Here is a 25,919-nt window from a genome sequence, read left to right as displayed (position 1 = left end):
CCTATGCGCTGACCCTGGGCTTCTGGCTTCCCAGTTCAATGCGGTGGGTGCACTGCCCGGCAAGCATCTGGTCATGGGTGATCAAGACGACGGTTCGTCCGGCAAGGGCGAGATGCAAGGTGGAAAGCAGCTCCTGGGCTTCATCCACCCCCAGATGGGCAGTCGGTTCATCAAGCAAGATGATCTGGTGGCCGCCCACCATGGCACGGGCCACGGCGAGCTTGCACCGCTGACCGCCGGAGAGCTGGTGCCCGCCGGAACCGATGCGTGCTTCGAGGCCTTCTGGCTGTGTTGCCAACCAGTCCGACAGCCCGACTTGCTCCAGCACTTCTTCCAGCTGCGCATCGCTGCGCAGCTGGCCTTCAGTGACGCCCAGCATCAGGTTCCGGCGAATCGAGGAGTCGAAGAGGTGCGCCTCTTGCGGGCACCACGCAACCGATGACAGGTCTGCCTGCTCTAGATCCAGCAGGTTCCCGCGGGCATCGATGCCCTTCAACGTGCCCGACTGCGCTGGCAACGCGCCCAGCAACGCGGTGAGCAACGTCGATTTGCCAGAACCCGATGGACCGGTAATGGCCGTCCATTGCCCTGCCGGGATGCGGGCGTTCAGATTCTGCAGAACTGGCGTTCCCTGCTCGTACCCGAGGCTCAGCGCTTGCGCATCGAAGCCGGCGATCCTGCTTTGCTTCACCGGCGGGTTGTGCTGCGCTGCTCGTGCGCCGTGGCTTTGCATGCCGCGTTCTTCCAGCTTCGATGACAGTACCTTCAGCGCCCGCCCCTGCTGCACCGCCAGCAGGGCATTGCCAGCGCTCTCCCCCAAGGCCAGGCCCAGGAGCACGGCCAGTGCCGTAAACGATGCGCTGCTGTGCGATAGCGCGGTGATGGCAATGGCAAGCAATACGCTGGTCAACGTGGCCAGGGCCGTGGCGCTGCCTTGGCCCAGGGCATGCCGGCGAGCGCGCTGCGTATTGCGTGCTTCGGCGTCCTGGAACCGGCCAATGGTCCGTTCCATGGCCTGATTGCTGCGCAGTGCGGACTTGTGCCGCAAGATGCCCAGCACGCTCTGGTTCATCTGCATCCGGTGGCTGAGCTGATGCACGAGGTGTTCGCCTTCAATGCGCTGCACGAGCCAACGCACCGGGAAGACCAGCACCAGCAGCGCACCGAGGGCCAGATATCCGAATTCGGGCTGGATGAAGTACAAGGCCGTTGCTGCTGCAACCCACACTACGATTGCCTGCAGCGGCGGGAACAGCACCCGGGCCAATAGGTCGCGCAGTTCATCGACCTCGGCCAGCAAGAATCGCAGGATGACCGAGGAACGGCTCAGCAAGCCCCACTGTGCGGGGTTGGCCACCATCGCGTTCCACATCTTCTCGCGCAAATCCGAGGCGTAGGCCAGCACCGCGTCGTGAATCGCGAGCTGTTCCAGGTAGCGGAAGGCAGCTCGTCCGATGCCCAGGCCGCGGACCATCGCGAAGGCTACGGTCAGGTGCAAGATGGGAGGCTGGTAGCTGGCTTCAACGATCAGCCAACCGCTCAGGGCCGCGAGCGCCACGGCGCATAGCACGCTGACTGTCCCCCAGAGCACGCCCTTGGGGGCAGCTTTGTACCCGGCAAGCAAGTCGCGCATCGGGGTGAACTTGGACTTCACCGGGCGTTGGCCAGTGGCGCCAGGCTGCGTTGCCCCGGTGGCTCGCGACCGGTTGCCCGCGGATTCTTCACGGTGGGCAGGGCCAGCACCATGCGCTATGCTGCCCGCACGTTCGTCCTGCCCGAAGGCGGGGTCGTGGCTGGCGACCAGCATCGCGCAGCGGGCTGGAAGTTCACTCAGCAGCTCGCGCACCTGCTGGGCGTTGCGCTCATCGAGGTGCGCGGTAGGCTCATCGGCCAGCAGCACGGTGCAGTGGTCGTCGCTGTGAACCCGCAGCAACGCGCGCAGCACTTCCAGGCGGCGCAGCTCGCCGGGTGAATATTCACCGATCGGGCGCTCGAGCATGGACTCCATCGATAGCCGGGAGCTGAGCTCTCGGCGCAGTTCAGCCGATGCCGCGGGGGCGTCCTGGTCCAGTTGCCCGTTGCCGGTTGCTGCGTTGAATTGCGGATGCTGGCTAATCACTGCAAGCTGGCCGGCTATGAAGACCCGCCCGGTGGCCAAGGCCGGATCGAAGGTGTTGTCGCTGCTGTGCGCCTCGGCGATCAGCTTGAGCAGCGTGCTCTTGCCCGAACCGCTGGCAGTGGACAATACCAGGCGCTCCCCCGCGCGCAACTGAATATTCACGGCTTGGTGGATTGGATGCATGCCATCGTAGCTGATCCGCAGGTCCGCGACGTCCAGGACGCTATCTGCGTTCCTGGCAGTGCTGGCACGAAGCTGATGGACCGGGGTGGCAGCGGTGATGGCTGTGTACTTCTGGTAGGCAGCCAGCCCGTCATCGGCCGCATGGTAGGCAGAGCCCACTTCGCGCAGTGCCGAGAACAGCTCGGGTGCCAGGATGAGGATTATCAGCCCGGCGGCGAGATCCATATTCCCGCTGACCAGTCTCACGCCGATCATCACCGCGAGTACCGCCACCGAAAGGGTTGCGATCAGTTCCAGCCAGAAGCTGGACATGAATACGGTTTTCAGGTTGGCCATGGTGGCCGCCCGGTATTTGCTGCTGACGGCGGCGATGGCGCTGCCGTGCGCCCGTGCCCGGCCCAAGCCCAGCAGTGCGGGCAAGCCCTGGGCGAGTTCGTAGAGCTGGTGGGCAAGCCGATCCAAGGTGGCTTGGGATTCGTTGAGGGTGTCCTGGGTGTGCATGCCGATCAATGCCATGAACACCGGCACCAGCGGGATCGTCAGGAGCAGCACCACTGCGCTGATCCAGTCCAGCTGCAGAATGTAGAGGCCAAGCAGCAGCGGGACGGCCAGGGCGCCGATGAGCGCAGGAATGAATTTGGTGAAGTAGTCATCGAGCTTCTCAAGGCCATGGCTGGCCAAGGTGGCGGTGACCGGTATGGAATGCTGTTCCGCCGCGGGGACGATGGCCGGTTGCGCGGCTTGCCTGCGCACCAGGTTCAGCCGTAGCCGTTCCTTCGCGCCCAGGCCCATGCGGCGGGCGCCGGCGTTCAATCCCCATGCGCTGAGCGCTCGAAGCGCGGCGCCGGCCAGCGCCAGGATCAGCAGGTGCGATTCATTGGCCCCTCCATCGGCCATGGTGGCGATCCATTGGCCCAGCGCGTAGGCGACGAATACCAGCCCGACGACTTTGAGCGCGGAGAACAGCGCCAAAACCAGGAATTGTCGTGGCGTGATCAGTTCACGCGGCAGGAATCGCGGGGCTGGCATTACTACTTCTTTCCCTCGGAAATGCGGTTACTTGATGATGGAGACGACTCGATGAGTTTCTGGAATGTGCTCTTCGCGCAAGCGCTTGCGGAAGACCCAGTAGCTCCAGGCCTGGTACGCCAGGACCATTGGCACGCCGAAGGCGGCCACGACGCTCATGAGCTTCAGGGTGTAGGCAGTGCTGGACGCGTTAGCCACGGTCAGGTCGAAGGCCGGGTCGATGGTCGATGGCAGCACTACCGGGTAAGCGGCGGTGAAGATCGCTGCGACCCCGGCGAGCAAGGTGGCGCCCAGGGCGATGAAGGAGAGTCCCTCGCGCCCAGCGCGGCCGCTGGCTATCGAAATGGCCAGGCAGACCGCTGCCAGGCCCAACACTGCCCAGGCGATGGTGGAATCGTTGTCCAGCAGCACCAGCAGGACCCACGCAACTAAGGGCAGGATTGCTAGCGGCAGCCAGCGGCCTACGAGCTTTCCTGCTTCATGGCGGACTTTTCCGTCGGTTTTCAACCGCAGGAATGCCAACGCATGGATCCAGCAGAACGCCACCACTGCTGCGCCGCCGAGGACGGCATGCCAGTTCAGCCACGCGAAGGCCCCTCCGATTCGGTCGCCGTTCTCGTTCAAAGGCAGGCCCAAGGTGGTCAATGCCAGCATGGCACCGACACCGAAGGCGGCCACCAGCGATCCGATTCCCAAGGCCAGGTCCCAAGCTTTCCGGGTTGCTGCGGTGATCGCCTTGCCTCGGTACTCAATGGCAACGGCACGGAAAATCAACGCCAGCAGGACAAAGGTCAGCGGAATGTAGAGGGCCGAGAACAGCGAGGCGTACCAGTGCGGAAACGCTGCGAAGGTCGCACCGCCGGCGGTCAGCAGCCATACCTCATTGCCATCCCAGACCGGGCCGATGGTATTGAGCAAGAGCCGTTTGCGCTTCTCGGTGGAACGGCCGAGACCGATGAGCATGCCCACCCCGAGGTCAAAGCCTTCGAGGAAGAGATAGCCGCACCAGAGCAGCGCGATCACAATGAACCAAAGTGTTGGAAGCCAATCCATTGATGTTCTCCTTAGTCCGTGCCGCTAGTAGGCGAAGGCCAGTACGTCGTCGTCATCGTTGTCCGGGTCCGAGGGGCCGTCCGCTGGTGAATGATCTGACGGTTCAAGCTCCGGCATTGCCGATGCCACGCCGCCACGAATGTAGCGGCTGAGCAGCACCAGTTCCACGACCAGCAGCACACCGTAGATTGTCGTGAGCGCGATCAGCGAGAAGAGCAGTTCTCCTGCGCTCACTGTCGGAGAGACCGATGCTGCGGTGTACATGAACACCTGGTCCACGCCACCCATCTGCGGGTTGGGGACTACAGTGAATGGCTGCCGGCCCATTTCGGTGAAAATCCAGCCAGTGGCGTTTGCGCCGAAGGGTGCGGCAATGCCTAGCAGGGCAAGGCGCGAGAGCCATTTGTTTTCTGGGACGGTGCCCTTGCGAGTGATCCATAGCGCAACGCCAGCAGCCAATGCCGAGAGCCCGCCGAGGGTGATCATCAAGCGGAAGCCCCAGTAGGTCACTTCCATCACTGGCAAGTAGTTGATTTCCTGGCCTGCGTACTTGCCGAAGGATTCATCGTTCGGATAGTACTTGCCGTATTTTTCCTGGTATTCCGGAATCAGCGTGTTCACGCCCTTGATTTCGGTGGTGAAATCCCCATTGGCCAGATACGAGAGAATGCCCGGGATTTCGAAAACCGCTACGACGTTGTCGCAGTTGGTTGAACCCTTGGCGGTGATATCTCCCAAGGACAGCACCGAGAAGCCTGTTCCATCGTGGCAAGCTGCCTCCGCAGCAGCCATTTTCATCGGCTGCTGCTCGAACATGAGCTTTGCTTGTTCGTGCCCGCTCAGTGCCACACCGAGGAACGCGACCATTGCTACCGCGGCGCCGATGCGCAGGGACTTGATCCAGACTTGGTAGTCCACCTTGTCACGGCTTTTACCGCGGCTGGGATCTTCGCCCACGACAACATATCCGTTGGCATCCACCGAGTCGATGCCTTCTTTGCGTCGGCGGTAGAGATGGAACCATGAGATGCCCAGCAGGAAGCCGCCGGCAACGGCGAAGGCACCGAAAATAGTGTGCGGGAACGTCACTAGCGCCGTGTTGTTGGTGAACACCGCCCATGCGTCGGTCATCACGGCTCGGCCGTCAACTATTTTCGTTCCAACCGGGTGCTGCATCCATGAGTTCGCAACAAGGATGAAGTAGGCGGAAAAGATCGTTGCCAGGGATGCGCACCAGATGGTTGCCAGGTGCACGCGTTTGGGAAGCTTCTTCCAGCCGAAGATCCAGAGCCCCAGGAATGTAGATTCTACGAAAAAGGCCAGCAGTGCTTCCATGGCCAACGGCGCTCCGAATACGTCCCCTACATAGCGGCTGTATTCGCTCCAAGCCATGCCGAACTGGAACTCTTGGACAATGCCCGTGGCGATGCCCATGATGAAGTTGATCAGGAAAAGCTTGCCCCAGAATTTTGTCATTCGCAGCCAGTGCTCGTTGCCGGTGCGATGCCACATGGTTTGCAGCGTGGCCACGGTCAGGCCTAGTCCAATGGTCAGGGGCACCATCAGGAAGTGGTAGACCGTCGTAATGCCGAATTGCCAGCGGGCAATCTCTAGAGCATCCATGGATTCCTCAACTATCGTGGGATCGAAGTTCAATCACTTTTCTACGTTCCGTAGAAAAGTTCTCCAAGGCCACCATAGACGATTTCGACAGCGTGTAGAAATCGAGACGATGAGCAATTTCAGAAACTGGAAACTTCGCCAGTGCGCACGTGGGCGCAAATACTAAGCCTATTGACAGGGTTGTGTCTACGGTTCTTAAAAAACCCAAGTCAACAAGTTTCACCCGCGACATTCTCGCACCTCATTGCGAAACGGGTAAAGCATGTACTCACCCCTCTCTTTTACATGCCGTAGAAATATTGTGGAAAGATGGCTACAATTAAGAACCCAAGCAGTGTGCTTGCACTCCATGAGTCAAGCAACCGCGTCAAAACTAATGCAAGTGAGGTACGACCTAGTGGCCAGCCTTGGCGATCTGGAACGCTCCGTCATGGATCTTCTGTGGGATTCTGCAGAACCACTCACCGCGAATGACCTTCGTGATGATTTGGCGACGCTTGGCACCGACGCGAAAGAACTCGCAGTCACTACGGTGCTGACTGTGCTAGCCCGTCTCGAAAAGAAGGGTTTGGTAGAGCGCGAGCGCACTACCCGCCCTCACCGGTACGCAGCTTCATCCTCCCGTGAGGATCACACCGTTGGACTGCTCAACGACGCCCTGGGCACCGCCCAGGACCGTGAAGCAGTCCTGGCACGATTCATCGGAGGCATCTCCCCCGACGAGGCAGCATCCCTGCGTGCTATCTTGGACTCAGTAAAGTCCGCATAATTTAGAAGAACTTCGGGGACTGAGTGCTTCTCACCTCATATTTCCTAGCGGCGTTGGCTATCGCATTGGCGTGGCCGACGCCGTTGGCTTTATCCAAGGCTAAATGGACCGCCCGCTCACCAGTGCAAGCGGTACTCCTTTGGCAAGCCATCGCATTAGGCGGTGGACTTTCCATGATCGGCTCGATGCTTGTCTGGGGCTTGGCCCCATTGGGCGATGACCTCATCTCCGCGCTTCATGGCGGCTGGCTCCTGATAATGGGAGATCCCAGTGTGCCCGACCCCGGCGAAGTGCACCTGTTCGCCTTGAGCGCAGCACTGCTCTTCGGATTTCACCTGGTATTAACCCTCATACGAGCGGCTTGGCGCATCTCTCGCCAACGAGCCAAGCACCGGCATCTGCTGCGCCTCTTGAGCAACCCGTCCCAGACGCGGCCAAATACCCTAGTGATTGATCACGACATGCCTGTTGCATATTGCGTGCCGGGGATTTCGCAATCGGTGACCGTGCTATCGCGCGGATTGCTCACCCAGCTCTCTGCCGAAGAGCAACAGGCGGTTATTGCCCATGAACGCTCCCATTTGGATCAACGGCATGATCTGCTGATCCTGGCATTCACGGCGTGGCACGAAGCGTTGCCTTGGCTACCGACTTCACGCCTTGCCCTCGACGCAGTGCGTCAACTGATAGAAATGCTCGCCGACGACAAAGCACTGGAAAAGGTCAATAGGCACACTTTGCTCAAAGCCATTGTCACTGTCGCCACCGCCGCAGCAATGGATGATTCGTCGTCAAAGAATCATTCGTCCAGTGCCGGCCTAGTTGGCATGCCAGATGGTGAAGTCTCCTCCCGCCGGCTGCAACGCTTGCTCTCCCCGCAGGATCCGCTGGGCCGCCCGCAGCGCGCACTAGTGCTCCTGAGCACCATCATGTTGCTGATCTGCCCGACAGTCCTGCTCATCGCACCGCGGTTGCTGGACTGGTAGCACTCTCTTGGCGCAAACAGCGAAGTCCCTGGACCCCGTTAGGGCCAGGGACTTCGCCGTTTGCATTGCTCTAGACGTCGATACGATCTCGTTCAAGATCGTCGGCGCCGTCGATAATGAACTTCTTGCGAGGCGCTACGTCGGAGCCCATCAGCAGATCAAAGACCTCCTCGGCTGCCTGCGCATGCTCGATGCCGACACGGCGCAGCATACGATGACGCAGGTCCATGGTGGTTTCAGCCAGCTGGTCCGCGTCCATTTCGCCTAGGCCCTTATAGCGCTGGATCGGCTCCTTGTAGCGTCGGCCTTCCTTCTCCAAGTTGGCCAGCAGCTTGGTCATTTCCGCCTCAGAGTAGGTGTAGATAACCTCATTCTGCTTCGACCCCGGATTGATCACCTCAATGCGGTGCAGCGGCGGAACCGCTGCATAGACGCGACCGTGCTCGATCATGGGACGCATGTAGCGATAGAACAACGTCAACAGCAATGTCCGAATGTGCGCACCGTCAACATCAGCATCAGTCATCAAGATGATCTTGCCGTATCGGGCTTGCTCAATGTCGAAGCTGCGCCCCGAACCGGCCCCAATCACCTGGATCATCGCTGCGCACTCCGCGTTCGAGAGCATGTCCGAAATCGAGGCTTTTTGCACGTTGAGGATCTTGCCTCGAATTGGCAGCAGCGCCTGGTACTCGCTGGAGCGCGCGAGACGGGCAGTGCCCAATGCGCTGTCGCCCTCGACGATGAACAGTTCAGACTTTCCAACTTCCTTGCTGCGGCAATCGAGCAGTTTGGTTGGCAGCGAAGAAGACTCCAAAGCGGTCTTGCGACGCTGGGTTTCCTTGTGCATACGTGCCGACACGCGAGATTTCATCTCGTTGACGACCTTCTCCAGCAGCGTGGACGCTTCAGCCTTCTCGTTGCGCTTATTGGATCCCAGTCGGTCGTTGAGTGCCTTCTCCAGCACCTTGGAAACAATCTGGCGCACCTGCGGTGTACCCAAAATTTCCTTGGTCTGCCCTTCGAACTGCGGCTCTGCCAGTCGGACGGTCAGCACGGCAGTCATGCCCGCCAGCACGTCGTCCTTCTCCAGCTTGTCCTTCTGGCCGAACTTGAGCTTCCGCGCATTGGCCTCCACGTTCTTGCGGAAGGACTTGAGCATGGCCTGTTCGAAGCCGGCAGTATGCGTACCGCCCTTGGGGGTCGCAATGATATTCACGAAGCTGCGCAGCGAGGTTTCGTAGCCGATTCCCCAACGCACCGCGACGTCAACTTCGCAGACACGCTGCACATCTTCAATATGGCTGCGACCACTGCCATCGATGACCGGAACCTTTTCATGGAACGATCCGCTGCCATGGAAACGCCAGATGTCCGTGACCGGCGAGTCGCTGCTCAGATAGTCGACGAACTCGCTGATGCCGCCATCATGCTGGAACACTTCCTCATGAGGCCCGTCCGCACCCGGGGTATCCGGTAATCCACGTTCATCGCGCAGGGTGATGCGCAACCCAGGAACCAAGAAGGAGGTCTGGCGCGCTCGATCCTGCAAATCCTTATAGGAGAACTTCGCATCCGGGGTGAAGATATGGTTATCCGCCCAGTAGCGAATGCGCGTTCCAGTCACGCCCCGCTTGGCTTTGCCGATAACGCCCGGAGCCGTCGCCGTCTCATGAGCCTTGAAAGAAGCGTCCGCTTTCTTGCGGCCCTTATCGGTAAATTTGCCTGGCTCTCCACGACGGAACTGCAGGCCGTAGGTCTTGCCGCCGCGGTCAACTTCGACGTCCAAACGGGCCGACAAGGCGTTGACGACCGAGGCGCCCACGCCGTGCAGACCGCCCGAAGCACTGTAGGAGCCGCCACCGAACTTGCCGCCGGCGTGCAGCTTGGTGAAGACAACTTCCAAACCGCTCAAGCCTGTCTTGGGTTCAACATCGACAGGAATGCCGCGGCCGTCATCCTGGACTTCAACGGAGCCGTCAGAGTGCAAGATGACGTCAATTGCCTGGCCGAAACCGCCCAGCGCTTCGTCAACTGAGTTATCGATGATCTCCCAGAGGCAATGCATCAAGCCACGGGAGTCGGTGGAGCCGATGTACATGCCTGGGCGCTTACGAACCGCTTCCAGGCCTTCCAAGACCGAAAGGTGCCGGGCGCTGTAATTGTCGGATGAAGCCACTGAGCTGTTGTCTCCTACTTGCATGAGAAAGTACGTCTTATTCCATATTCTAATCGTTAATGTGTTCGAATACCCGCTATTTTCCGGTGCTGCCCAGCACGCCGGTCTCCTATGACCTTATCCACATGCGCTACGCGGTGAGCGAAAGAACAGGCAAATCGGGATAAAGTCGGAGCCCAAGCTGGTTGTATAGAGTAACCATCAACTTTAGGAGGCTGGCAATGACTACTACGACCGCTAGTCGTGAACTGAACGCCCTCGACCGGTGCGACCGCTGCGGCGCACAGGCCTACGTGCGAGCCGTGCTGGCTTCGACAGGCGGTGAGTTGCTCTTCTGCGCTCACCATGCCCGCGATGTAGAACCGAAACTGCGTCCGCAGACTTCGGTCTGGCAGGATGAGTCCTCGCGACTCTATGAAAAGCCCAAGGTGGACGCCAACGACTAAACTCGTTGCCAGCCACTAATTCGAGAAGGTGACCCAATTCTGGGTCACCTTCTTCTTGCATTAACGGCAAATAAAAATGTGGCCAGCAGTTCAATGAATGAACTACTGGCCACATCCTCAGATTCTTAGTCTAGGTAATCGCGCAGTACCTGGGAACGCGATGGGTGACGAAGCTTGGACATCGTCTTGGACTCGATCTGGCGAATGCGTTCACGAGTCACACCGTAGACCTTGCCGATTTCATCCAAGGTCTTAGGCTGGCCATCGGTCAGGCCGAAGCGCATGGCCACCACGCCTGCTTCACGCTCTGAGAGCGTGTCGAGCACCGAGTGGAGCTGCTCCTGCAACAAGGTGAACGAAACTGCATCGGCTGGGACTACTGCTTCCGAGTCTTCAATGAGGTCACCGAATTCGGAGTCGCCGTCTTCACCCAATGGGGTGTGCAAGGAAATTGGTTCGCGACCATACTTCTGGACTTCGACAACCTTTTCAGGGGTCATGTCCAATTCCTTGGCCAGCTCTTCTGGGGTTGGTTCGCGGCCCAGGTCCTGGAGCATCTGGCGCTGGACACGTGCCAGCTTGTTGATGACTTCAACCATGTGCACTGGAATACGAATGGTACGTGCCTGGTCAGCCATGGCACGGGTAATTGCCTGGCGGATCCACCAGGTGGCGTAGGTCGAGAACTTGAAGCCCTTGGTGTAGTCGAATTTCTCCACTGCACGGATCAGGCCAAGGTTGCCTTCCTGGATCAGGTCCAGGAACAGCATGCCGCGGCCGGTGTAGCGCTTGGCCAGCGAAACTACGAGGCGAAGGTTGGCTTCCAGCAAGTGGTTCTTGGCGATCTTGCCGTCGTGGATGATCTGCTCATAGTCCCAGCGCAAGCGCTGGTCCATCGAGCCGTCGTCCTTTTCCAACTTGTCAGTTGCGAACAGGCCCGCTTCGATGCGCAGAGCCAAGTCAACTTCCTGCTCAGCGTTCAGCAGCGCGACCTTGCCGATCTGCTTCAGGTAATCCTTGACTGGGTCAGCGGTCGCTCCAGCGACCATGACCTGCTGCTGTGGAGCATCATCGTCACCGGTTGAAAGGGTGAAGCCCTTCGAATCATCGTCAGACTTCGAGTCCTTCGAATCGGTGCCTTGCTCAACATCGTCATCGGCGTCAGCCGACGCTCCGGTTGATTCGTCTTGCGCTGCAGTTTCAGCAGCGACCTTTTTAGTCCGAGGCTTGGCCTTGGTAGCGCGCTTCTTCGCTGCAGGGGCGGCTGCCTCGACCTCGGCCGCTTCAACCTCGGCCTCAGTTGCTTTGCGATTAGCGTTCGTCTCAGAAGATGACACGAATAACCTTTCTAACGATGCGTTCCGGATGCACCTGCCGGTAACACCACTATGACCCTGTCAAGTCCGATGGCGTTTAATCATTGACTAAACACCGAGGGCTGGCACATTGATATCAACGCATCAAGCCCGCCTAATGTTCCCGAAATCCGGGGATTTCAAGACATAGGCAATTCGAACCTAACCGGGTCTGTTGTCCCATTATCCATGAATTGCCACCAGGACACCACTTGAGACACTCCGGTTGTTGCTGCTCAGCTGAAACTAGCACGCCATGCCCGCAATTGGTCGGTCGCCCATTCTGGCATGATTCCATGGGACATCAGCTTTTGCAGCAGCCTGGCCAGCTCGTAATTCGGGTTTTCCTCGACCGCTCGCCCCAACAGGCACAACGCCATGGTTCCCCTGCCTCGCGCCCACTCGATCCACGCAAGAATGCACAGCAGGGCCTGCCGCGCGTTGCCTTCAGCAACGCCGAGCAGGTCTCTGGCGACCAGCCACAACCGGTCAATCCGCTGCCAGTCCGGAGCATGCCAACCACGTCCCAGCAAATAGTTGGTCAACGGCGCGGCGGCAGCTTCGCGATCCCCGCGCATCACGCCGAACAGCACATCCAGTGATGCTTCGAGTCCTTGACCAGCCAGGTACGGAAGAAGGTCACGCACGATTTTCACTTCCAAGGAACCCAGTAGCAATGCGGCGTGCTCATGCTCATCGTGAATCCAGGCCCGGGCTTCCGGCTCAGCCAGATCCATGGTCTGCAGCCACGCTTCCAAGCAGTTGACGACGTTGTGCTGCTGATTCGAGATGATCTTCAGGATCTCAGCAGCCTGCGGCCATTGCGGGATTCCGCTACCGTCCCATGGAATGTCCAACGGAGCCGACCCGGCGAAGACCAACGACAAATGCGTTTCGTTCGTTTCCACCGGGCGCACGGGGGTCGGCTCTGCGTAATCATCGGTCGCGTAGTTCCAGACCACACGATCCTGCCGGCACCAGCTGTGACGCAGCAAGACCTTTTTGCTTGTCAGCCCCTGCTCTAGCTGCGCGACCAGATCCGCGTAGGGAATACCGGAGCCGTCCGACGTTCCTTCGGGCGCATAGACCACCAGAACCACCCCTTGGATATGGGGCATTCGTTCTAGCAGGCTCAGCAGCTGCGCGGTCCACGTCCCGCGCTCCGCCGCGGTGTTTTCCTCGGGCAGATCAACTCGCAAGGTCGCTTCCAGATGGTCCTCGTCTATCAGCATCAGCACGGCCGAATTCTGAGGATAGAAACCTAGGGCATGGGGCACATACGCCAAGATGTCTTCGCAACTGGACAGCGAGAGAGGGTGGCGTTCCGGTGTAGTTGTCATGGCTCCACGGTGCAACGCTGCGCTAGGCGCATGAGGTCAGAGGCTGCGAGCTGTGGAGAACCTTTCGGATCGCCCCGGTGCGGGCTTACTGCTCGGCGAGGAAGCGGCGCGCCTTGCGGCGTTCAACGACCATGAACACCATACCGAGCAATGCCATGGCGAACTGGACTGACAGGGCCACGCGGAAGGCCTGAAGATTGTAGAGCTCGCCCACCGAGCCGTTGGCCTTATACAGCATGTCCATGATGAATCCGATGACGTAGATCGTGACAAAGGCACCTATGAACCCGCCGGTGTTCACCAGGCCGGTGGCCGTTCCCAGCACCTGCGGCGGGTTGAACGTTCGGGCGAAGTCGAAGCCGATTACGGAGGCCGGGCCACCGGCGGCAATGGCGATCATCAATAGCACCAGAATCCATAGCGGGGCCTGCCCTGGCCAGAATAGGACAACTGCCCACATCACCAGGATTGAGCCGACAATGCCCAGGGCAAAGTTGGAACGCTGGCTGGCATGGCGCGAGGTCAGGGCGCCGAGGATCGGTCCCACCACGATGGAAACGACAACGAACACCGCCATCAAGCCCGATGCCAGCGCACCGTCTATGCCTTGGCCTTCGACAAGGAAAGGATAGCCCCAGGTCATCATGAAGGTGTTGATCATGAATGCCGTGGAGAAGTGGGTCCAGAACCCCAAACGGGTTCCTGGCTGTTTCCAGGCCCGGGCGATCCGCGAGCCGGTCTCCTGCTCCCCCTGGCCGGACCCTTCCCAGGTCCTGCCATTGCGCACGAAAGCGATCGTGGTGATGAAGGTGGCAAAAGCGAAACCGGACATGACCGAGAACGCCGCGGACCAGCCGACGCCCAGCAAGATCATATGGAAAGGAAAGAGGCTGATGAGCTGGCCGAGCTGGCCGAAGGTACCGGTGAGCTGGGTCAGCACCGGGATTCGCGAGCCGGAGAACCATAGGGGCAACAGCTTGAGCACCGATACGAAGACCATCGCATCGCCCATGCCAACCATGACGCGCCCGGCCAACCCCATGGGGACGTTGACTGAAATCGCAAGGAACGCTTGACCTGCGGCCATCAGCAGGGCGCCGCAGGTAATCAGGATGCGCGGACCGAATTTATCCAGCAGCAGCCCTACGGGCACCTGCGCGCCGGCATAGACAACCAGCTGCACGACGGAGAAGGTCGCCAAAATCTGCGCGCTGGCATCAAATCGTTCGGTGGCTTGGATGCCAGCGACGCCGAAGCTGGTGCGCTGCGAAATTGCAGAAATGTAGGCAAGAATTGCGAAGCCGAAGACAACCCACGACTTTGGTGAATTCAGATGGGCCTGGCTCACTGGTCGTGATCACCTGGCAACGGTTCGATGTGACCGTTTTTCAACCAATCTTCAGTGTTCTCAATGGCCGCAAGGAAATGCTCGGCGCTGGCGCCCAATTCCTCGGCATCCGCCATCTGCTCGTCTTCATCCAGCAACAGCGAGCGCGGTTCATGCTCTTTGGCATGCGCATCGAACCGTTCTTCGAATCCGTCGACCATTTGGCGAACATCGCTATTGGTTTCAAGCTGTTCGGCTAGCTGCTGGTCGACCAGTCGACCTGCCTCACGCAGCTTGTCCGTTGGCAAAGCCAGCTTCAGTGCCGCTCCTACGTATTCCAGCGTCGCAACGGCAACGGCCGGGTACTCGGATTCGGCGAGGTAGTGCGGGGTGTGCATGGAGTATCCCACGACATCACGGCCAGCTTCGCTCAGGCGAATTTCAAGCAGCGAGGCCAGACCTGCTGGCGATTCCACCGTAGGGCTCCACGTCGAGATGTTCTCGATCAGATCCTTGCGGTTTCCATGTGCGGTAACGCCTACCGGGCGGGTATGCGGCACCGGCATCGGCAACGATGCGGTCCCCACAACCAGCGATACGTTGAAGGCTTCAATGAAGGAATGCAGTTCCGCGATCACGCGTTCCCACTTCAAGTCGGGTTCTACACCGGTGAGGAACCAGAACTTGCGGTCCATCTCATCGGTCATCAGGTAGATCTCCATGCGTGGAGCCTGGTATCCAGCGAAGTGGTCACCCAGGAAAGAGACCCGCGGGCGCTGGGAGGTGTAGGCGATCAGCTCATCGGCGTCGAAAGTGGCGAAGAGCTCCGAGTCGAGGCGTCCGAAAAGCTCGTTGGAGACCTGCGAATGGTTATGCCCGGCATCGCTGATGCTCTTCAGCGAGACGAACATGCCAAGACCTTGAAGGCGCGAGTCATCCAAGTCGTCTGCGACCAGCGTCATCAACGATTCCTTGGACATTTTCTCCTCATTCAGGGTCGGCATCCGGCAAAGCGGGAGCGGCAACCATCGGCTGGGACTGCACTTCAAGTACAGATCAATGGTCCATCTTATCGCTACTTGGCTTTCGCTCGCTGTGAAGTAACGCACGATGACGCGGAACCTCGGATAACCTTGGGGTAGGAGACGCACAGCCCGCCGGCATGACCTGTTCCGGAAAACCACAGGGGCTGTCGCGACCTTAGACCCTACAAAGGCATAGAAGGAATGATTTTGTGATCAACTCCAGTGATCTCACTTTGAGCGCCATTGGCGCCGACATCAAGCGCAAGAGCGCTGACACCCTCATCCTGGGTGTACTCAAGAACGGCGAGAAGGTGTCCATCGCGGCATCCCCATTCACCGCCGAAACCACCACTTCCCTGGAGCAGTCGCTTTCAGCTTTGGGCGTTGCCGGGAAGGCCGACGAAATCACCGCGCTGCCAGGCGTAGACGGTGCCAAGACCAAGACCTTGCAGTTCATCGGCCTGGGCGTTGACGAGCTAGCTGATCTGACCGAGGAGAAGCTGCGCCGTGCCGCCGGTTCGGCTGCCCGCCAGCTGAGCAACGCCAAGAGCGCCATTTTCGCCCTGCCTGCTGACAGCGTGGAGCGCGTGGCCGCCATCGCAGAAGGCATCGCGCTGGGCAGCTACCGCTACGAGAACCACCGTTCGAAGAAGAGCGAGAAGCCGGTACTGGCCGAAGCCCAGATCGTCACCTCGGTAGCGACGTCCAAGGACCTGCCAGCAGTACTCAAGCGCGCTGCCATCCTGGGCCGCGCAGTACGCGGCACCCGCGATCTGATCAACGCCCCAGCCAACGTGCTGTACCCGGAGTCCTTCGCCGCAGCAGTGAAGGACCACTCCAAGTCCCTGCCGCTGAAGGTCACCATTTTCGACGAGAAGCGCCTTGCTAAGGACGGCTTCGGCGGCCTGATCGGTGTTGGCGGCGGTTCGGTTCGCCAGCCGCGCATGGTCAAGATCGAATACGCGCCGTCGAAGGCCGCCAAGCACATCGCCTTGATCGGCAAGGGCATTACCTTCGACACCGGTGGCACCTCGCTGAAGCCTGCTGCCGGCATGCACGCCATGAAGTCCGACATGTCCGGTGCCGCCGCGGTTTTCCAGACCGTTGCCGCAGTCGCCGAGCTTGGCCTGAATGTCAAGGTCACTGCCTGGCTGTGCCTGGCAGAAAACATGCCTGGCGGCGCCTCGACCCGTCCGGGCGATGTGCTGACCATGTTCGGCGGCAAGACCGTTGAAGTGCTCAATACCGACGCCGAAGGCCGCTTGGTCATGGCCGATGGCCTGGCAGCTGCCAGCTTGGAGAAGCCGGATGTCATGATCGACATCGCTACGCTGACCGGCGCCCAGATGCTGGCCCTGGGCCTGCGCACCGCAGGTGTCATGGGCGACAAGCAGGTCGCCAGCGACTTGGTTGCCGTCTCGGACAAGGTGGGCGAATTGGCTTGGGCCATGCCGCTTCCGGAGGAGCTGCGCCCGTCCATCGAGTCGCAGGTTGCCGATCTGGCGAACATCGGTGAGCGCATGGGCGGCATGATGACTGCCGCCGTGTTCCTCGAAGAGTTTGTCGGTGAAGTGGACGGCAAGAAGATCCCTTGGGCCCACATCGACTTCGCTGGTCCTGCGTTCAACGAAGGCAGCGCCTGGGGCTACACTCCGAAGAACGGCACCGGCTCCCAGGTACGCACCCTGGTTGCCTACGCAGAGCAGCTCGCTGCAGCAAACTAGCCGCAGCAACGCAGGACTAATGGCAGTTCCTGTGTCCTGGAACTCATCCCGGTATCGCCAGAACTATCTGCACGATGCCGGGATGAGTTTAAAAATAAGAGACATACCTGACTTTTAATGCCCCGAAGGTGACTGCAACCATTGGACGGTACTAAGGTAAGTTTTGAAACATCACCGTGGATTAATGGTGCGCGCCCGCATGTGTCACGCTCCAGGAAGTCCACACCCGATCCCCTGGTCGGCCTAAGCCGGCCTCACTAAGCGAATACGAGGGAGCGTTCACGTGGCCGATTCGGCAGCAACGCAAGAATTTGATGTCCTCATCCTCGGCGGCGGATCCGCTGGATACTCGGCAGCATTGCGCGCCATCCAGCTGGGCTACACCGTTGGATTGATCGAGAAGGAAAAGCTGGGCGGCACCTGCCTGCACACCGGCTGCATCCCAACCAAGGCTTACCTGCACGCAGCAGAGCTGGCCGAGAACGCTCGCGAGGGTGCCAAGTTCGGCATCAACTCCTCGCTGGAGTCGATCGACCTGGCTGGCGTGCGCAAGTACAAGGAAGACATTGTTGCTGGAAAGCACAAGGGTCTCCAGGGCTTGCTGAAGATGAAGAAGGTCAACGTTATCACCGGTAACGGCCGACTGGTCTCCCAGGATTCCATCGATGTTGATGGCACCGTCTACAAGGGCAAGTACATCATCCTGGCTACCGGCTCCACCTCCAAGACCATGGGTCTGGAAATCGGCGGCCGCGTACTGACCAGCACCGAAGCACTGAACATGGAAGACCTGCCAAAGAGCGCCATCGTGCTCGGCGGCGGCGTCATCGGTGTCGAGTTCGCTTCCGTATGGAAGTCCTTCGGCGTCGACGTCACCATCGTCGAGGGCCTGCCTTCGCTGGTTCCGAACGAGGACCCAGCCATCATCAAGAACCTGGAGCGCGCTTTCAAGAAGCGCGGCATCAAGTTCAACACCGGCGTCTTCTTCGAGAAGGTCGAGCAGGATGCTAACGGCGCCAAGGTCTCCCTGGCTGACGGCAAGGTCCTGGAAGCAGAGATCGTTCTGGTTGCAGTGGGTCGCGGTCCGGTAACCGAGGGCCTCGGCTTCGAAGAGCAGGGCATCACCATTGACCGCGGCTTCGTGATCACCGATGAGCGCCTGCACACCGGCGTTGGCAACATCTACGCAATCGGCGACATCGTTCCAGGCGTACAGCTTGCACACCGCGGTTACCAGCATGGCCGCTTCGTAGCCGAGGAAATCCACGGCATGAAGCCAACCATCGTCGAGGACATCAACATCCCGAAGGTGACTTTCTGCGAGCCAGAGATCGCTTCCGTGGGCTACTCCGAGCCGAAGGCCAAGGAGAAGTTCGGTGCCGACCAGATTGAAACCACCGAGTACAACTTGGCTGGCAATGGCAAGTCCTCGATCCTGGGCACCAGCGGCATCATCAAGATGGTTCGCGTCAAGAACGGCCCAATCGTTGGCGTTCACGGCATCGGCGGCCGCATTGGCGAGCAGATCGGTGAAGCCCAGCTGATCGTGAACTGGGAAGCTTACCCAGAGGACGTATCGCAGCTGATCCACGCACACCCAACCCAGAACGAGTCCCTGGGCGAAGCCGCAATGGCTTTGGCCGGCGCCCCGCTGCACGGTTAATCACGCTTTGGTCATACAGGCAGCGCGTTAGTTCAACGCGCTGCCTGTATGCACTAGGCTCGGAGGCAACGCCTCCCACCACTTTTCAAGCTTTATAAAACAAGGAGATACGGGACGATGTCTGAAACCGTAAACCTACCCGCACTGGGTGAAAGCGTTACCGAAGGTACGGTAACCCGCTGGCTGAAGCAGGTCGGCGACCGTGTAGAGGTAGACGAGCCGTTGGTGGAAGTTTCCACCGACAAGGTTGACACTGAAGTTCCTTCGCCGGTTGCCGGCATCATCGAGGAAATCTTCGTAGCCGAAGACGAGGACGCTGAAGTTGGCGCCCCACTGGTTCGCATTGGCGATGGCTCCGGCGCTGGCGAAGCTGCACCAGCAGCTCCGGCTGCTGAAGAAGCACCTGCCGAACCAGCCGCTGAAGAAGCACCAGCAGCACCTGCAGCCGAAGAAGCTCCAGCAGCTGCACCAGCCGCCGGCGCTGCTTCAGGCACCGACGTGACCCTTCCAGCTCTGGGCGAGTCGGTTACCGAAGGTACCGTCACCCGCTGGCTGAAGGAAGTTGGCGAGGAAGTCTCCGTCGACGAGCCACTGCTTGAGGTTTCCACCGACAAGGTTGACACCGAAGTTCCTTCCCCCGTTGCAGGTACCCTGCTGGAAATTCGCGTTCCAGAAGATGAGACCGCTGAAGTTGGCGCTGTTCTGGCTGTTATCGGTGCAGCTGGCGCTGCTCCAGCTGCCGCCCCAGCCAAGGAAGAAGCACCTGCCGCTGCTCCGGCTCCTGCAAAGGAAGAGGCTCCGGCCGCTCCGGCTCCCGCTAAGGAAGAGGCACCTGCCGCTCCGGCCGCTCCCGCTCCTGCAAAGGAAGAGGCACCTGCCGCTGAGGCAACCAATGAGTCCGGCTACGTCACCCCACTGGTCCGCCGCTTGGCTAACCAGCACAGCATCGACATTGCTTCGGTGAAGGGTACCGGCGTTGGCGGTCGCATCCGCAAGCAGGATGTCTTGGACGCTGTTGCCGCCCAGGAAGCCGCTGCACCAGCTGCCGCCCCAGCTGCCGCCCCTGCCCCTGCCGCCGCGAAGCCAGCTGCTCCTGCAGTTGAGGTTTCCTCGCTGCGCGGCACCGAGGAGAAGGCTCCACGTATCCGCCAGGTCATCGCTCGCCGCATGCGCGAATCCCTGGACGTATCGACTCAGCTGACCCAGGTCCACGAGATCGATATGACCCGCATCGTGAAGCTGCGTGCTTCGGCAAAGGCCAACTTCAAGGCCACCAACGGCGTGAACCTCACTTACTTGCCATTCATCGCCAAGGCTGTTGCCGAGGGCCTGAAGGCACACCCTAAGTTGAACGCCGAGTACAACGAAGAGACCCAGAAGATCACTTACCACAATGCCGAGCACTTGGCATTCGCAGTCGACACCGACAAGGGCCTGCTGGTTCCTGTTGTATCGAACGCTGGCGATCTGAACCTGGCTGGCATGGCTTCGCGTATCGCTGATGTAGCTGCACGCACCCGCAGCAACAAGATCGGTCCGGATGAGCTCTCCGGTGGCACCTTCTCGATCACCAACATCGGTTCGGTTGGCGCACTGTTCGACACCCCGATCATCAACCAGCCACAGGTAGCCATCCTGGGCACCGGTGCGATCGTGAAGCGTCCAATGGTCGTTACCGACGCAGAGGGCAACGATTCGATTGCCATCCGCCACATGATGTACCTGTGCCTGACCTACGATCACCGTCTGGTAGACGGTGCCGATGCAGGCCGCTTCCTGCAGACCGTCAAGGCTCGCCTTGAAGGCGGCGCTTTCGAAGGCGAACTGGGACTGTAAAGATCCAGCTTTCGCTTTCGCAGCCTAGGTAGATAATCGCCCCTGTCGTTGGTTCGACAGGGGCGATTCTGCGTTTTCTACGATCAGTCGAAAATAGATTAGGCTAGTATCATGACTATACTTCTTTCAATCCTGATTTTCGTGCATATCTTGGGTGCAGCAGCTATCTTCGGCGGCTGGCTTGCTAATTTCAAGACTCCAACCGTCTCCGTATGGCAGTGGTATGGCGCTATCGTTCAGGTCGTAACGGGTCTGGCCATGGTCGGTATTCTCGAGGCTGGCGACGGTTCGCCAAACCACATGAAGATTGGAATCAAGTCGCTGATTGCAATCATTATCTTGGTGGCAGCGTTCCTTGGCCGGAAGAAGATGAAGAACGGCGAGGAAGTTCCTACGGGGATCGCTCACGCCGTGGGTGGCATGGCCTTGATCAACATCGCCATCGCGGTACTCTGGAACTAATCAGCATTAGCATTGACGGCGGGAGCCGCAACCATCAGCTTGGAGCAAGCTGTGGTTGCACCTCCCGCCGTTTCGCTTTTAACGGCGCAATACCTTGCCAATTTTCCAGCGCTCGTCTTCCAGCACTAGTTCCACTTCGATGCGTTGCGGCTGCGCGGTCTGGACGGCGTGAACCGTGGCTCCGCGGGCATCCACGTAGCGGTATTCCTCTTGGGTAGAAGTGGCAGCAAGAATGACAGAGTCCCCCTGCCCACGCGCCGATACCGTGACGTCCGTGAGTCTCGTGCGCAATCCCGCAAATTCCAAACCCATTTTCCGAAGCTGATCGATTGTTTCGAGATCTCGTTGCAGCTGCTCCGCTCCTGAAGTGTAGAGCCCCTTGAGCTTCTCCCCCGCCAGCTGCCCCATCGCTTCATCGCGCTCTCTTGAAAGCGCGAGGAATGCAGAGATCACGGTGTCCCGATTCAAGGCACAAGCTGGAACGTGCGCCCCGTCTTCAATTCTGCAGCTTTGCTCTGCTGACGGTACTGCCGTAGCCGCAGTCGTTTCGGTGGCCACAGCCGCACGGAAATGATTGACGCCCACGAGGCTCCCGATAATAACCAAGGAGCCCAGTGCTGCGGCACCGGCCAATTTCACGGCCCCGGGGGTCCGGCGCAATCGATGGCTATGCCAGGAGTCATCGCGGCTGGGGCTTCGCTGCCTGCTTGCGGTATCGGCCTGGCGCTTGAAGCGCTTGTGCGCAGCATTCTGTTCCGCGGATGGATGGATGGTCTCCATCAGATGAGTAGCTTCTGGAGCTACATGCCCTTCCCAGCTGATGGGCTCTGCCGGACAGCTTGCGAACAACGTTCGAGCAAACTGATCTGCGGTCGGTCGTGCTTGCGGATCTGGATTCAGCGAATCGATCAACAGTTCATGAATGATCGAAGGGATTCCGGGGAACATCACGCTTGCCGGTGGACGCATCAGTTCCTCTTCGGGAATCCGTCCGGATAGGAGAAACCACAAGCAGGCGCCCAGCGAAAACACGTCCTGCTCTCCAACTTGGCTTTCCCGTACCCCGGCCTGCATTTCAGGGGCCATGAATCCTGGCGTACCGGAGCCGGTGAGCGCCTGCCGTGCTGAAGCTGATTCCTGGAAGTCAATGATCTTCGGCATTCCCTTGGCAGTGAGCAATATATTGGCCGGCGATAAGTCTCCATGGCGTTGGCCCTGCGCATGCATCACCGAAAGCGTCTGCGCGATGGGTGCCAGCGCGGTCACGCACTCCCCCAGGCCAAAGGCGCTTCGACTTGCCACAAGATCAGCCACGCTGCCACCGGGGCAATATTCCATAGCCAGCCCCTCGCCCAATTGTGTCGACAGGGTTCCGTAGAAATCAACGACATATTTCCTTGACTGCTTTACCTGCTCTTGGCGAAGCGAAGTGATGTTTTCCATAGTCAGGCTAAGTTTTAGCGTGAGGTACAACTGGTCGCTTTCCCTCCGGATCAGCCAAACTTTACACGGTGACTTGGAACTTAGCGGCCTTACCGTGACATGCCCGGGGCTTGTCGGCCACGCTAGAACATTCGTAGAATCATCCATGACTCCGTTGTAACCCAGAATCGTAAATTGCAAGCTGGATATCCACAGATGGGTTCGACGGCTCTGAATTAGCGACCGATCGTTCAAGAGCGTAGGCTAGCCGTCATGGCGATCGAATTCGAACGAGTCGGACTAGGCTCAAAATTTGTGCCCTACATGGAAGCTTGGGATTACCAAATCCAACTGCATGATGCGGTAGCCGCGGACACGCAAACCCCAAAAGTCCTGTTCCTGGAGCACGAAGCGGTTTACACCGCAGGCAAGCGAACTGAACCTGAAGATCTCCCGATGGACGGGACCCCCGTGGTGGATGTGGATCGCGGTGGAAAGTTGACCTGGCATGGCCCGGGACAGCTCATTGGCTACCCCATCGTCAAGCTACGCAAGATCAGCGCAATCCGACTTTACGTGGAGACCTTGGAAGAAGCCCTGATTAACGTGGTCAGCGAGCTAGGCATTCCGACGGCCCAGATCAAGGGCCGCTCCGGGGTCTGGGTACCGGGCAAAGATGGCGCTCAGGACCGCAAAATCGCAGCCATTGGAATCCGCATCAACCACGGTGTCACCATGCACGGTTTCGCATTGAACTGCTCTAACGCGCTTTCCGCCTACGAACAGATCATCCCCTGCGGCATCTCCGATGCAGGTGTCACCACCATTTCCGAAGAACTCGGCCGTACCGTCACCCCCGAAGACGTCGTTGACCGCGTACAAACCGAAATAGAGCGTCTGCTCACCCCTCAAGTCGTCTAGACAGTCACGCCCTCACCAAAGAAAGAGCTGTTTAATGAGCGTCGAACCAGAAGGCCGCCGTATGCTGCGCGTAGAAAAGCGCAACGCTGCCGTACCTGTGGAGCGTAAGCCAGAATGGATCAAGGCCAAGTTGAGCATTGGCCCTGAATACGTTGGCCTGAAAAATCTCGTACAGAGCGAAGGCTTGCATACGGTCTGCGAAGAAGCAGGCTGCCCGAACATCTTCGAGTGCTGGGAAGACCGCGAGGCTTCCTTCCTGATCGGCGGTTCAGAGTGCACCCGCCGTTGCGACTTCTGCCAGATCGCCACCGGCAAGCCCTTGGCAATTGACCGCTCAGAGCCATTCAAGGTCGCCATGAGCGTGAAGAAGATGGATCTGCGCTACGCCACCGTAACCGGCGTCGCCCGTGATGACCTCGAAGACGAGGGCACCTGGCTGTATGCCGAGACTGTGCGGCAGATCCACAAGATGAATCCAAGCACCGGCGTAGAGCTGCTGATCCCCGATTTCAGCGGCAAGCCGGAGAACCTGGATACCATCTGCGATTCGGAGCCAGAAGTCTACGCCCACAACGTAGAGACTGTGCCTCGCCTGTTCAAGCGCATCCGCCCGGCTTTCCGTTACGAGCGTTCCATGGATGTGATCACCCATGGCCGCAAGCGTGGCTTGATCACCAAGTCCAACCTGATTCTGGGTATGGGCGAAACTCGAGAAGAAATTTCCGAGGCCATGCGTGATCTCCATGAGGCAGGCTGCGATCTGCTGACTTTGACCCAGTACCTGCGCCCAACCGACCTGCATCTGCCAGTCGACCGCTGGGTCACCCCGCAGGAGTTCCTGGAGCTTCAGCAAGAAGCCGAAGAACTCGGCTTTGCCGGAGTCATGGCGGGGCCACTGGTCCGTTCTTCCTACCGCGCTGGCCGCCTGTGGGCCGGCGCCATGCGCAAGAAGGGCCGCGAAATCCCAGAGGCATTGGCACATATCGAGTCCTCGGGCAACACGCGCCAGGAAGCAGCTTCGCTGATCAAGTAGCTCGGTCCAGTGGACCCCACGGCTAAGGCCCCGGAACTCCTGATGGAATCCATCGAGGGTTCCGGGGCTTTCCCACTGCCCGTCCATGGGCAATTCAGCTGAAAATGCCGTGTTCGATCCGGCTCGGCTTAGAACTATCAACTTCATCGCGTAGAATTAAGGCACTATGGCCAAAAACTCCGACAACGACGCAGCCGCGCCTAAGCGTGGCTTGTTTTCGCGTAAACCAAAAGCTGAGAAGAAGAACAAAGAACCGGGCCGCCTGAAGCAAATTGGCCAGGTCTTCCAGATGACTCGCCGCAATGACCCGATGGTCGTGTGGTGGATGGCATTGGCAGCCTTGGCCGTCATTGCTGTCTGCTTGGTCATCGGCTTCTTGATCAAAAACTGGATCACGATGTTGATCATCGCAATCCCGCTGGCGCTCCTTGCTGCAATGTTCGTGATGTCCCGCCGCGCAGAGAAAGCTGCGTTCTCGCAGCTTGAGGGCCGCCCCGGCGCTGCCGGCGCCGCCATGAGTGTGCTGCGTCGCGGCTGGATCCTGAAGCAGGAACCAGTTGCCTACAACCGCCACCAGGATCTGGTGTTCCTCGGTATCGGTCGCCCGGGCATCGTCCTGGTCACTGAGGGACCAAAGAGCCGGGTTCGTGAGCTTGCCTCTTCCGAGCGCAAGCGCATCGCCCGCGTTCTGCCGAACGTTCCCGTGCACATCATCAACGCTGGTTCCGAAGAAGGCCAGACCCCGTTGGCTGAAGTCGGCAAGGCAATGAAGAAGCTTCCAAAGTCGATTACGAAGCTGGAAGTCAGCGCAATCGACAAGCGCTTGAGCACGTTGACCGCGAATCGTCTGCCTATCCCCAAGGGCGTAGACCCGAACCGCGTCCGTCCAAACCGCCGCGCTACGCGCGGACGCTAAAGACAACTACTAAAGAAGCCGCAACTGGAATTTCTAGTTGCGGCTTCTTTCTTGCTGTCCGGATCTATTGCTAGGAGATATTCACCAGGATGGTCTTGGGCAAACGATCATGCAGTCCACGCTGGTCCTTGTCGGTGACGAAGGCCGGAATAGCCAGGCAAAGCAGCAAGGAACGAATCAGGCCTTGGAACGGCTTGATTGCGGTTCCATCCAGCGACTGCACCTGCATTCCAAAGGTACGGTGCCCGATCGTGTGCCCGGTGAACCCGACACCGATGATCTGCCCGGCGCAGAACAGGCTCAATGTTGCCAGATCGTGGCTGTCAAACAGCCACCAGCTCAGCAGCATCGAGAGCCCCCAGTCCAAGAGCAGTGCACCGACCCGTCGCGGGAATCTGGCAATGGAGCCGGGGCCCTTCTCGGGGCGCCCCATATCCTGCCCGGGCCATTGTTGCGTATTATGCTGCGGCGGCCCTTCAAGCCACGAGCTGAAGTCTTTTCTTTCCAC

General features: G+C 59.4%; 20 protein-coding genes. 10 read left to right on the top strand and 10 right to left on the bottom strand.

Annotated elements, in window-relative coordinates:
- Position 1 precedes the first annotated feature (1 nt).
- Genes cydC through ACIOJF_RS02865 form a run of 3 tightly spaced genes read right to left on the bottom strand, consistent with a single transcriptional unit; the run spans position 2 to position 6,007 of the window.
- Entirely contained in the window at positions 2 to 3,331 is a 3,330-nt protein-coding gene (gene cydC / locus ACIOJF_RS02875) for a thiol reductant ABC exporter subunit CydC (RefSeq protein ID WP_402741164.1), read from the bottom strand.
- A gap of 27 nt (positions 3,332 to 3,358) precedes the next feature.
- Positions 3,359 to 4,384 carry a cytochrome d ubiquinol oxidase subunit II gene (gene cydB, locus ACIOJF_RS02870; protein ID WP_105656764.1) on the bottom strand — a complete coding sequence of 342 codons (1,026 nt, stop codon included), beginning with the start codon at positions 4,382 to 4,384 and terminating at the stop codon, positions 3,359 to 3,361.
- Between the two features lie 24 nt (positions 4,385 to 4,408).
- Positions 4,409 to 6,007 carry a cytochrome ubiquinol oxidase subunit I gene (locus ACIOJF_RS02865; RefSeq protein ID WP_105656765.1) on the bottom strand — a complete coding sequence of 533 codons (1,599 nt, stop codon included), beginning with the start codon at positions 6,005 to 6,007 and terminating at the stop codon, positions 4,409 to 4,411.
- Positions 6,008 to 6,404: 397 nt separating this feature from the next.
- Here ACIOJF_RS02865 and ACIOJF_RS02860 point away from each other — a divergent pair, with 397 nt between their 5' ends.
- Positions 6,405 to 6,776 carry a BlaI/MecI/CopY family transcriptional regulator gene (locus ACIOJF_RS02860; protein WP_402741370.1) on the top strand — a complete coding sequence of 124 codons (372 nt, stop codon included), beginning with the start codon at positions 6,405 to 6,407 and terminating at the stop codon, positions 6,774 to 6,776.
- A gap of 23 nt (positions 6,777 to 6,799) precedes the next feature.
- Positions 6,800 to 7,762, top strand: a complete 963-nt coding sequence (locus tag ACIOJF_RS02855) for a M56 family metallopeptidase (protein ID WP_105656766.1) — start codon at positions 6,800 to 6,802, stop codon at positions 7,760 to 7,762.
- Positions 7,763 to 7,832: 70 nt separating this feature from the next.
- Here ACIOJF_RS02855 and ACIOJF_RS02850 read toward each other — a convergent pair whose 3' ends face one another.
- Positions 7,833 to 9,941, bottom strand: coding sequence for a type IIA DNA topoisomerase subunit B (locus ACIOJF_RS02850; RefSeq protein ID WP_105656859.1), 2,109 nt, complete (start codon positions 9,939 to 9,941; stop codon positions 7,833 to 7,835).
- A gap of 221 nt (positions 9,942 to 10,162) precedes the next feature.
- Here ACIOJF_RS02850 and ACIOJF_RS02845 point away from each other — a divergent pair, with 221 nt between their 5' ends.
- A complete protein-coding gene (locus ACIOJF_RS02845) occupies positions 10,163 to 10,387 on the top strand; it encodes a hypothetical protein (RefSeq protein WP_105656767.1) in 225 nt (74 codons plus the stop codon).
- Between the two features lie 125 nt (positions 10,388 to 10,512).
- Here ACIOJF_RS02845 and ACIOJF_RS02840 read toward each other — a convergent pair whose 3' ends face one another.
- From ACIOJF_RS02840 to ACIOJF_RS02825, 4 genes are all read right to left on the bottom strand, one after another.
- A complete protein-coding gene (locus tag ACIOJF_RS02840; protein WP_332485997.1) occupies positions 10,513 to 11,724 on the bottom strand; it encodes an RNA polymerase sigma factor in 1,212 nt (403 codons plus the stop codon).
- 254 nt (positions 11,725 to 11,978) lie between these two features.
- Positions 11,979 to 13,082, bottom strand: a complete 1,104-nt coding sequence (locus tag ACIOJF_RS02835) for a DUF4192 family protein (protein WP_402741163.1) — start codon at positions 13,080 to 13,082, stop codon at positions 11,979 to 11,981.
- Positions 13,083 to 13,167: 85 nt separating this feature from the next.
- On the bottom strand, positions 13,168 to 14,430 hold the full coding sequence (locus tag ACIOJF_RS02830; RefSeq protein ID WP_105656770.1) for a nitrate/nitrite transporter: 1,263 nt from the start codon (positions 14,428 to 14,430) through the stop codon (positions 13,168 to 13,170).
- A complete protein-coding gene (locus tag ACIOJF_RS02825) occupies positions 14,427 to 15,389 on the bottom strand; it encodes a proteasome assembly chaperone family protein (RefSeq protein WP_402741162.1) in 963 nt (320 codons plus the stop codon). The genes ACIOJF_RS02830 and ACIOJF_RS02825 overlap by 4 nt, the downstream gene beginning before the upstream one ends.
- A gap of 254 nt (positions 15,390 to 15,643) precedes the next feature.
- On the opposite strand from ACIOJF_RS02825, the gene ACIOJF_RS02820 reads away from it, so the two are divergent.
- From ACIOJF_RS02820 to ACIOJF_RS02805, 4 genes are all read left to right on the top strand, one after another.
- On the top strand, positions 15,644 to 17,158 hold the full coding sequence (locus ACIOJF_RS02820) for a leucyl aminopeptidase (protein WP_105656772.1): 1,515 nt from the start codon (positions 15,644 to 15,646) through the stop codon (positions 17,156 to 17,158).
- 283 nt (positions 17,159 to 17,441) lie between these two features.
- Positions 17,442 to 18,821 (top strand): dihydrolipoyl dehydrogenase, encoded by a 1,380-nt coding sequence (gene lpdA, locus ACIOJF_RS02815; protein ID WP_105656773.1) that lies wholly within the window; start codon positions 17,442 to 17,444, stop codon positions 18,819 to 18,821.
- Between the two features lie 117 nt (positions 18,822 to 18,938).
- Positions 18,939 to 20,657 (top strand): 2-oxoglutarate dehydrogenase, E2 component, dihydrolipoamide succinyltransferase, encoded by a 1,719-nt coding sequence (gene sucB, locus ACIOJF_RS02810; protein WP_402741161.1) that lies wholly within the window; start codon positions 18,939 to 18,941, stop codon positions 20,655 to 20,657.
- A 111-nt stretch (positions 20,658 to 20,768) separates the two neighbouring features.
- The gene (locus ACIOJF_RS02805; protein ID WP_105656775.1) at positions 20,769 to 21,119 is read left to right on the top strand and encodes a hypothetical protein; all 351 of its coding nucleotides are present in this window, start codon (positions 20,769 to 20,771) and stop codon (positions 21,117 to 21,119) included.
- Between the two features lie 78 nt (positions 21,120 to 21,197).
- Here ACIOJF_RS02805 and ACIOJF_RS02800 read toward each other — a convergent pair whose 3' ends face one another.
- Positions 21,198 to 22,796 carry a serine/threonine-protein kinase gene (locus ACIOJF_RS02800; protein WP_146112907.1) on the bottom strand — a complete coding sequence of 533 codons (1,599 nt, stop codon included), beginning with the start codon at positions 22,794 to 22,796 and terminating at the stop codon, positions 21,198 to 21,200.
- Here ACIOJF_RS02800 and lipB point away from each other — a divergent pair.
- The 3 genes from lipB to ACIOJF_RS02785 all read left to right on the top strand — a co-directional run bounded on the left by lipB (position 22,788) and on the right by ACIOJF_RS02785 (position 25,411).
- The gene (lipB, locus tag ACIOJF_RS02795; protein WP_286134117.1) at positions 22,788 to 23,462 is read left to right on the top strand and encodes a lipoyl(octanoyl) transferase LipB; all 675 of its coding nucleotides are present in this window, start codon (positions 22,788 to 22,790) and stop codon (positions 23,460 to 23,462) included. The genes ACIOJF_RS02800 and lipB overlap by 9 nt on opposite strands.
- A 34-nt stretch (positions 23,463 to 23,496) precedes the next feature.
- A complete protein-coding gene (gene lipA, locus ACIOJF_RS02790) occupies positions 23,497 to 24,495 on the top strand; it encodes a lipoyl synthase (protein WP_105656778.1) in 999 nt (332 codons plus the stop codon).
- A gap of 166 nt (positions 24,496 to 24,661) precedes the next feature.
- Positions 24,662 to 25,411 (top strand): DUF4191 domain-containing protein, encoded by a 750-nt coding sequence (locus ACIOJF_RS02785; RefSeq protein WP_105656779.1) that lies wholly within the window; start codon positions 24,662 to 24,664, stop codon positions 25,409 to 25,411.
- 70 nt (positions 25,412 to 25,481) lie between these two features.
- Here the strand turns inward: ACIOJF_RS02785 and ACIOJF_RS02780 are convergent, their stop codons facing one another.
- The gene (locus ACIOJF_RS02780; protein ID WP_105656860.1) at positions 25,482 to 25,919 is read right to left on the bottom strand and encodes an RDD family protein; all 438 of its coding nucleotides are present in this window, start codon (positions 25,917 to 25,919) and stop codon (positions 25,482 to 25,484) included.

Origin of the sequence: Glutamicibacter sp. NPDC087831 (assembly GCF_044742845.1) — a bacterium.
GTDB lineage: Bacteria > Actinomycetota > Actinomycetes > Actinomycetales > Micrococcaceae > Glutamicibacter.
The sequence above is the reverse complement of the archived record's forward strand: the minus strand, read 5'-3'. Positions and strand labels throughout refer to the sequence as shown.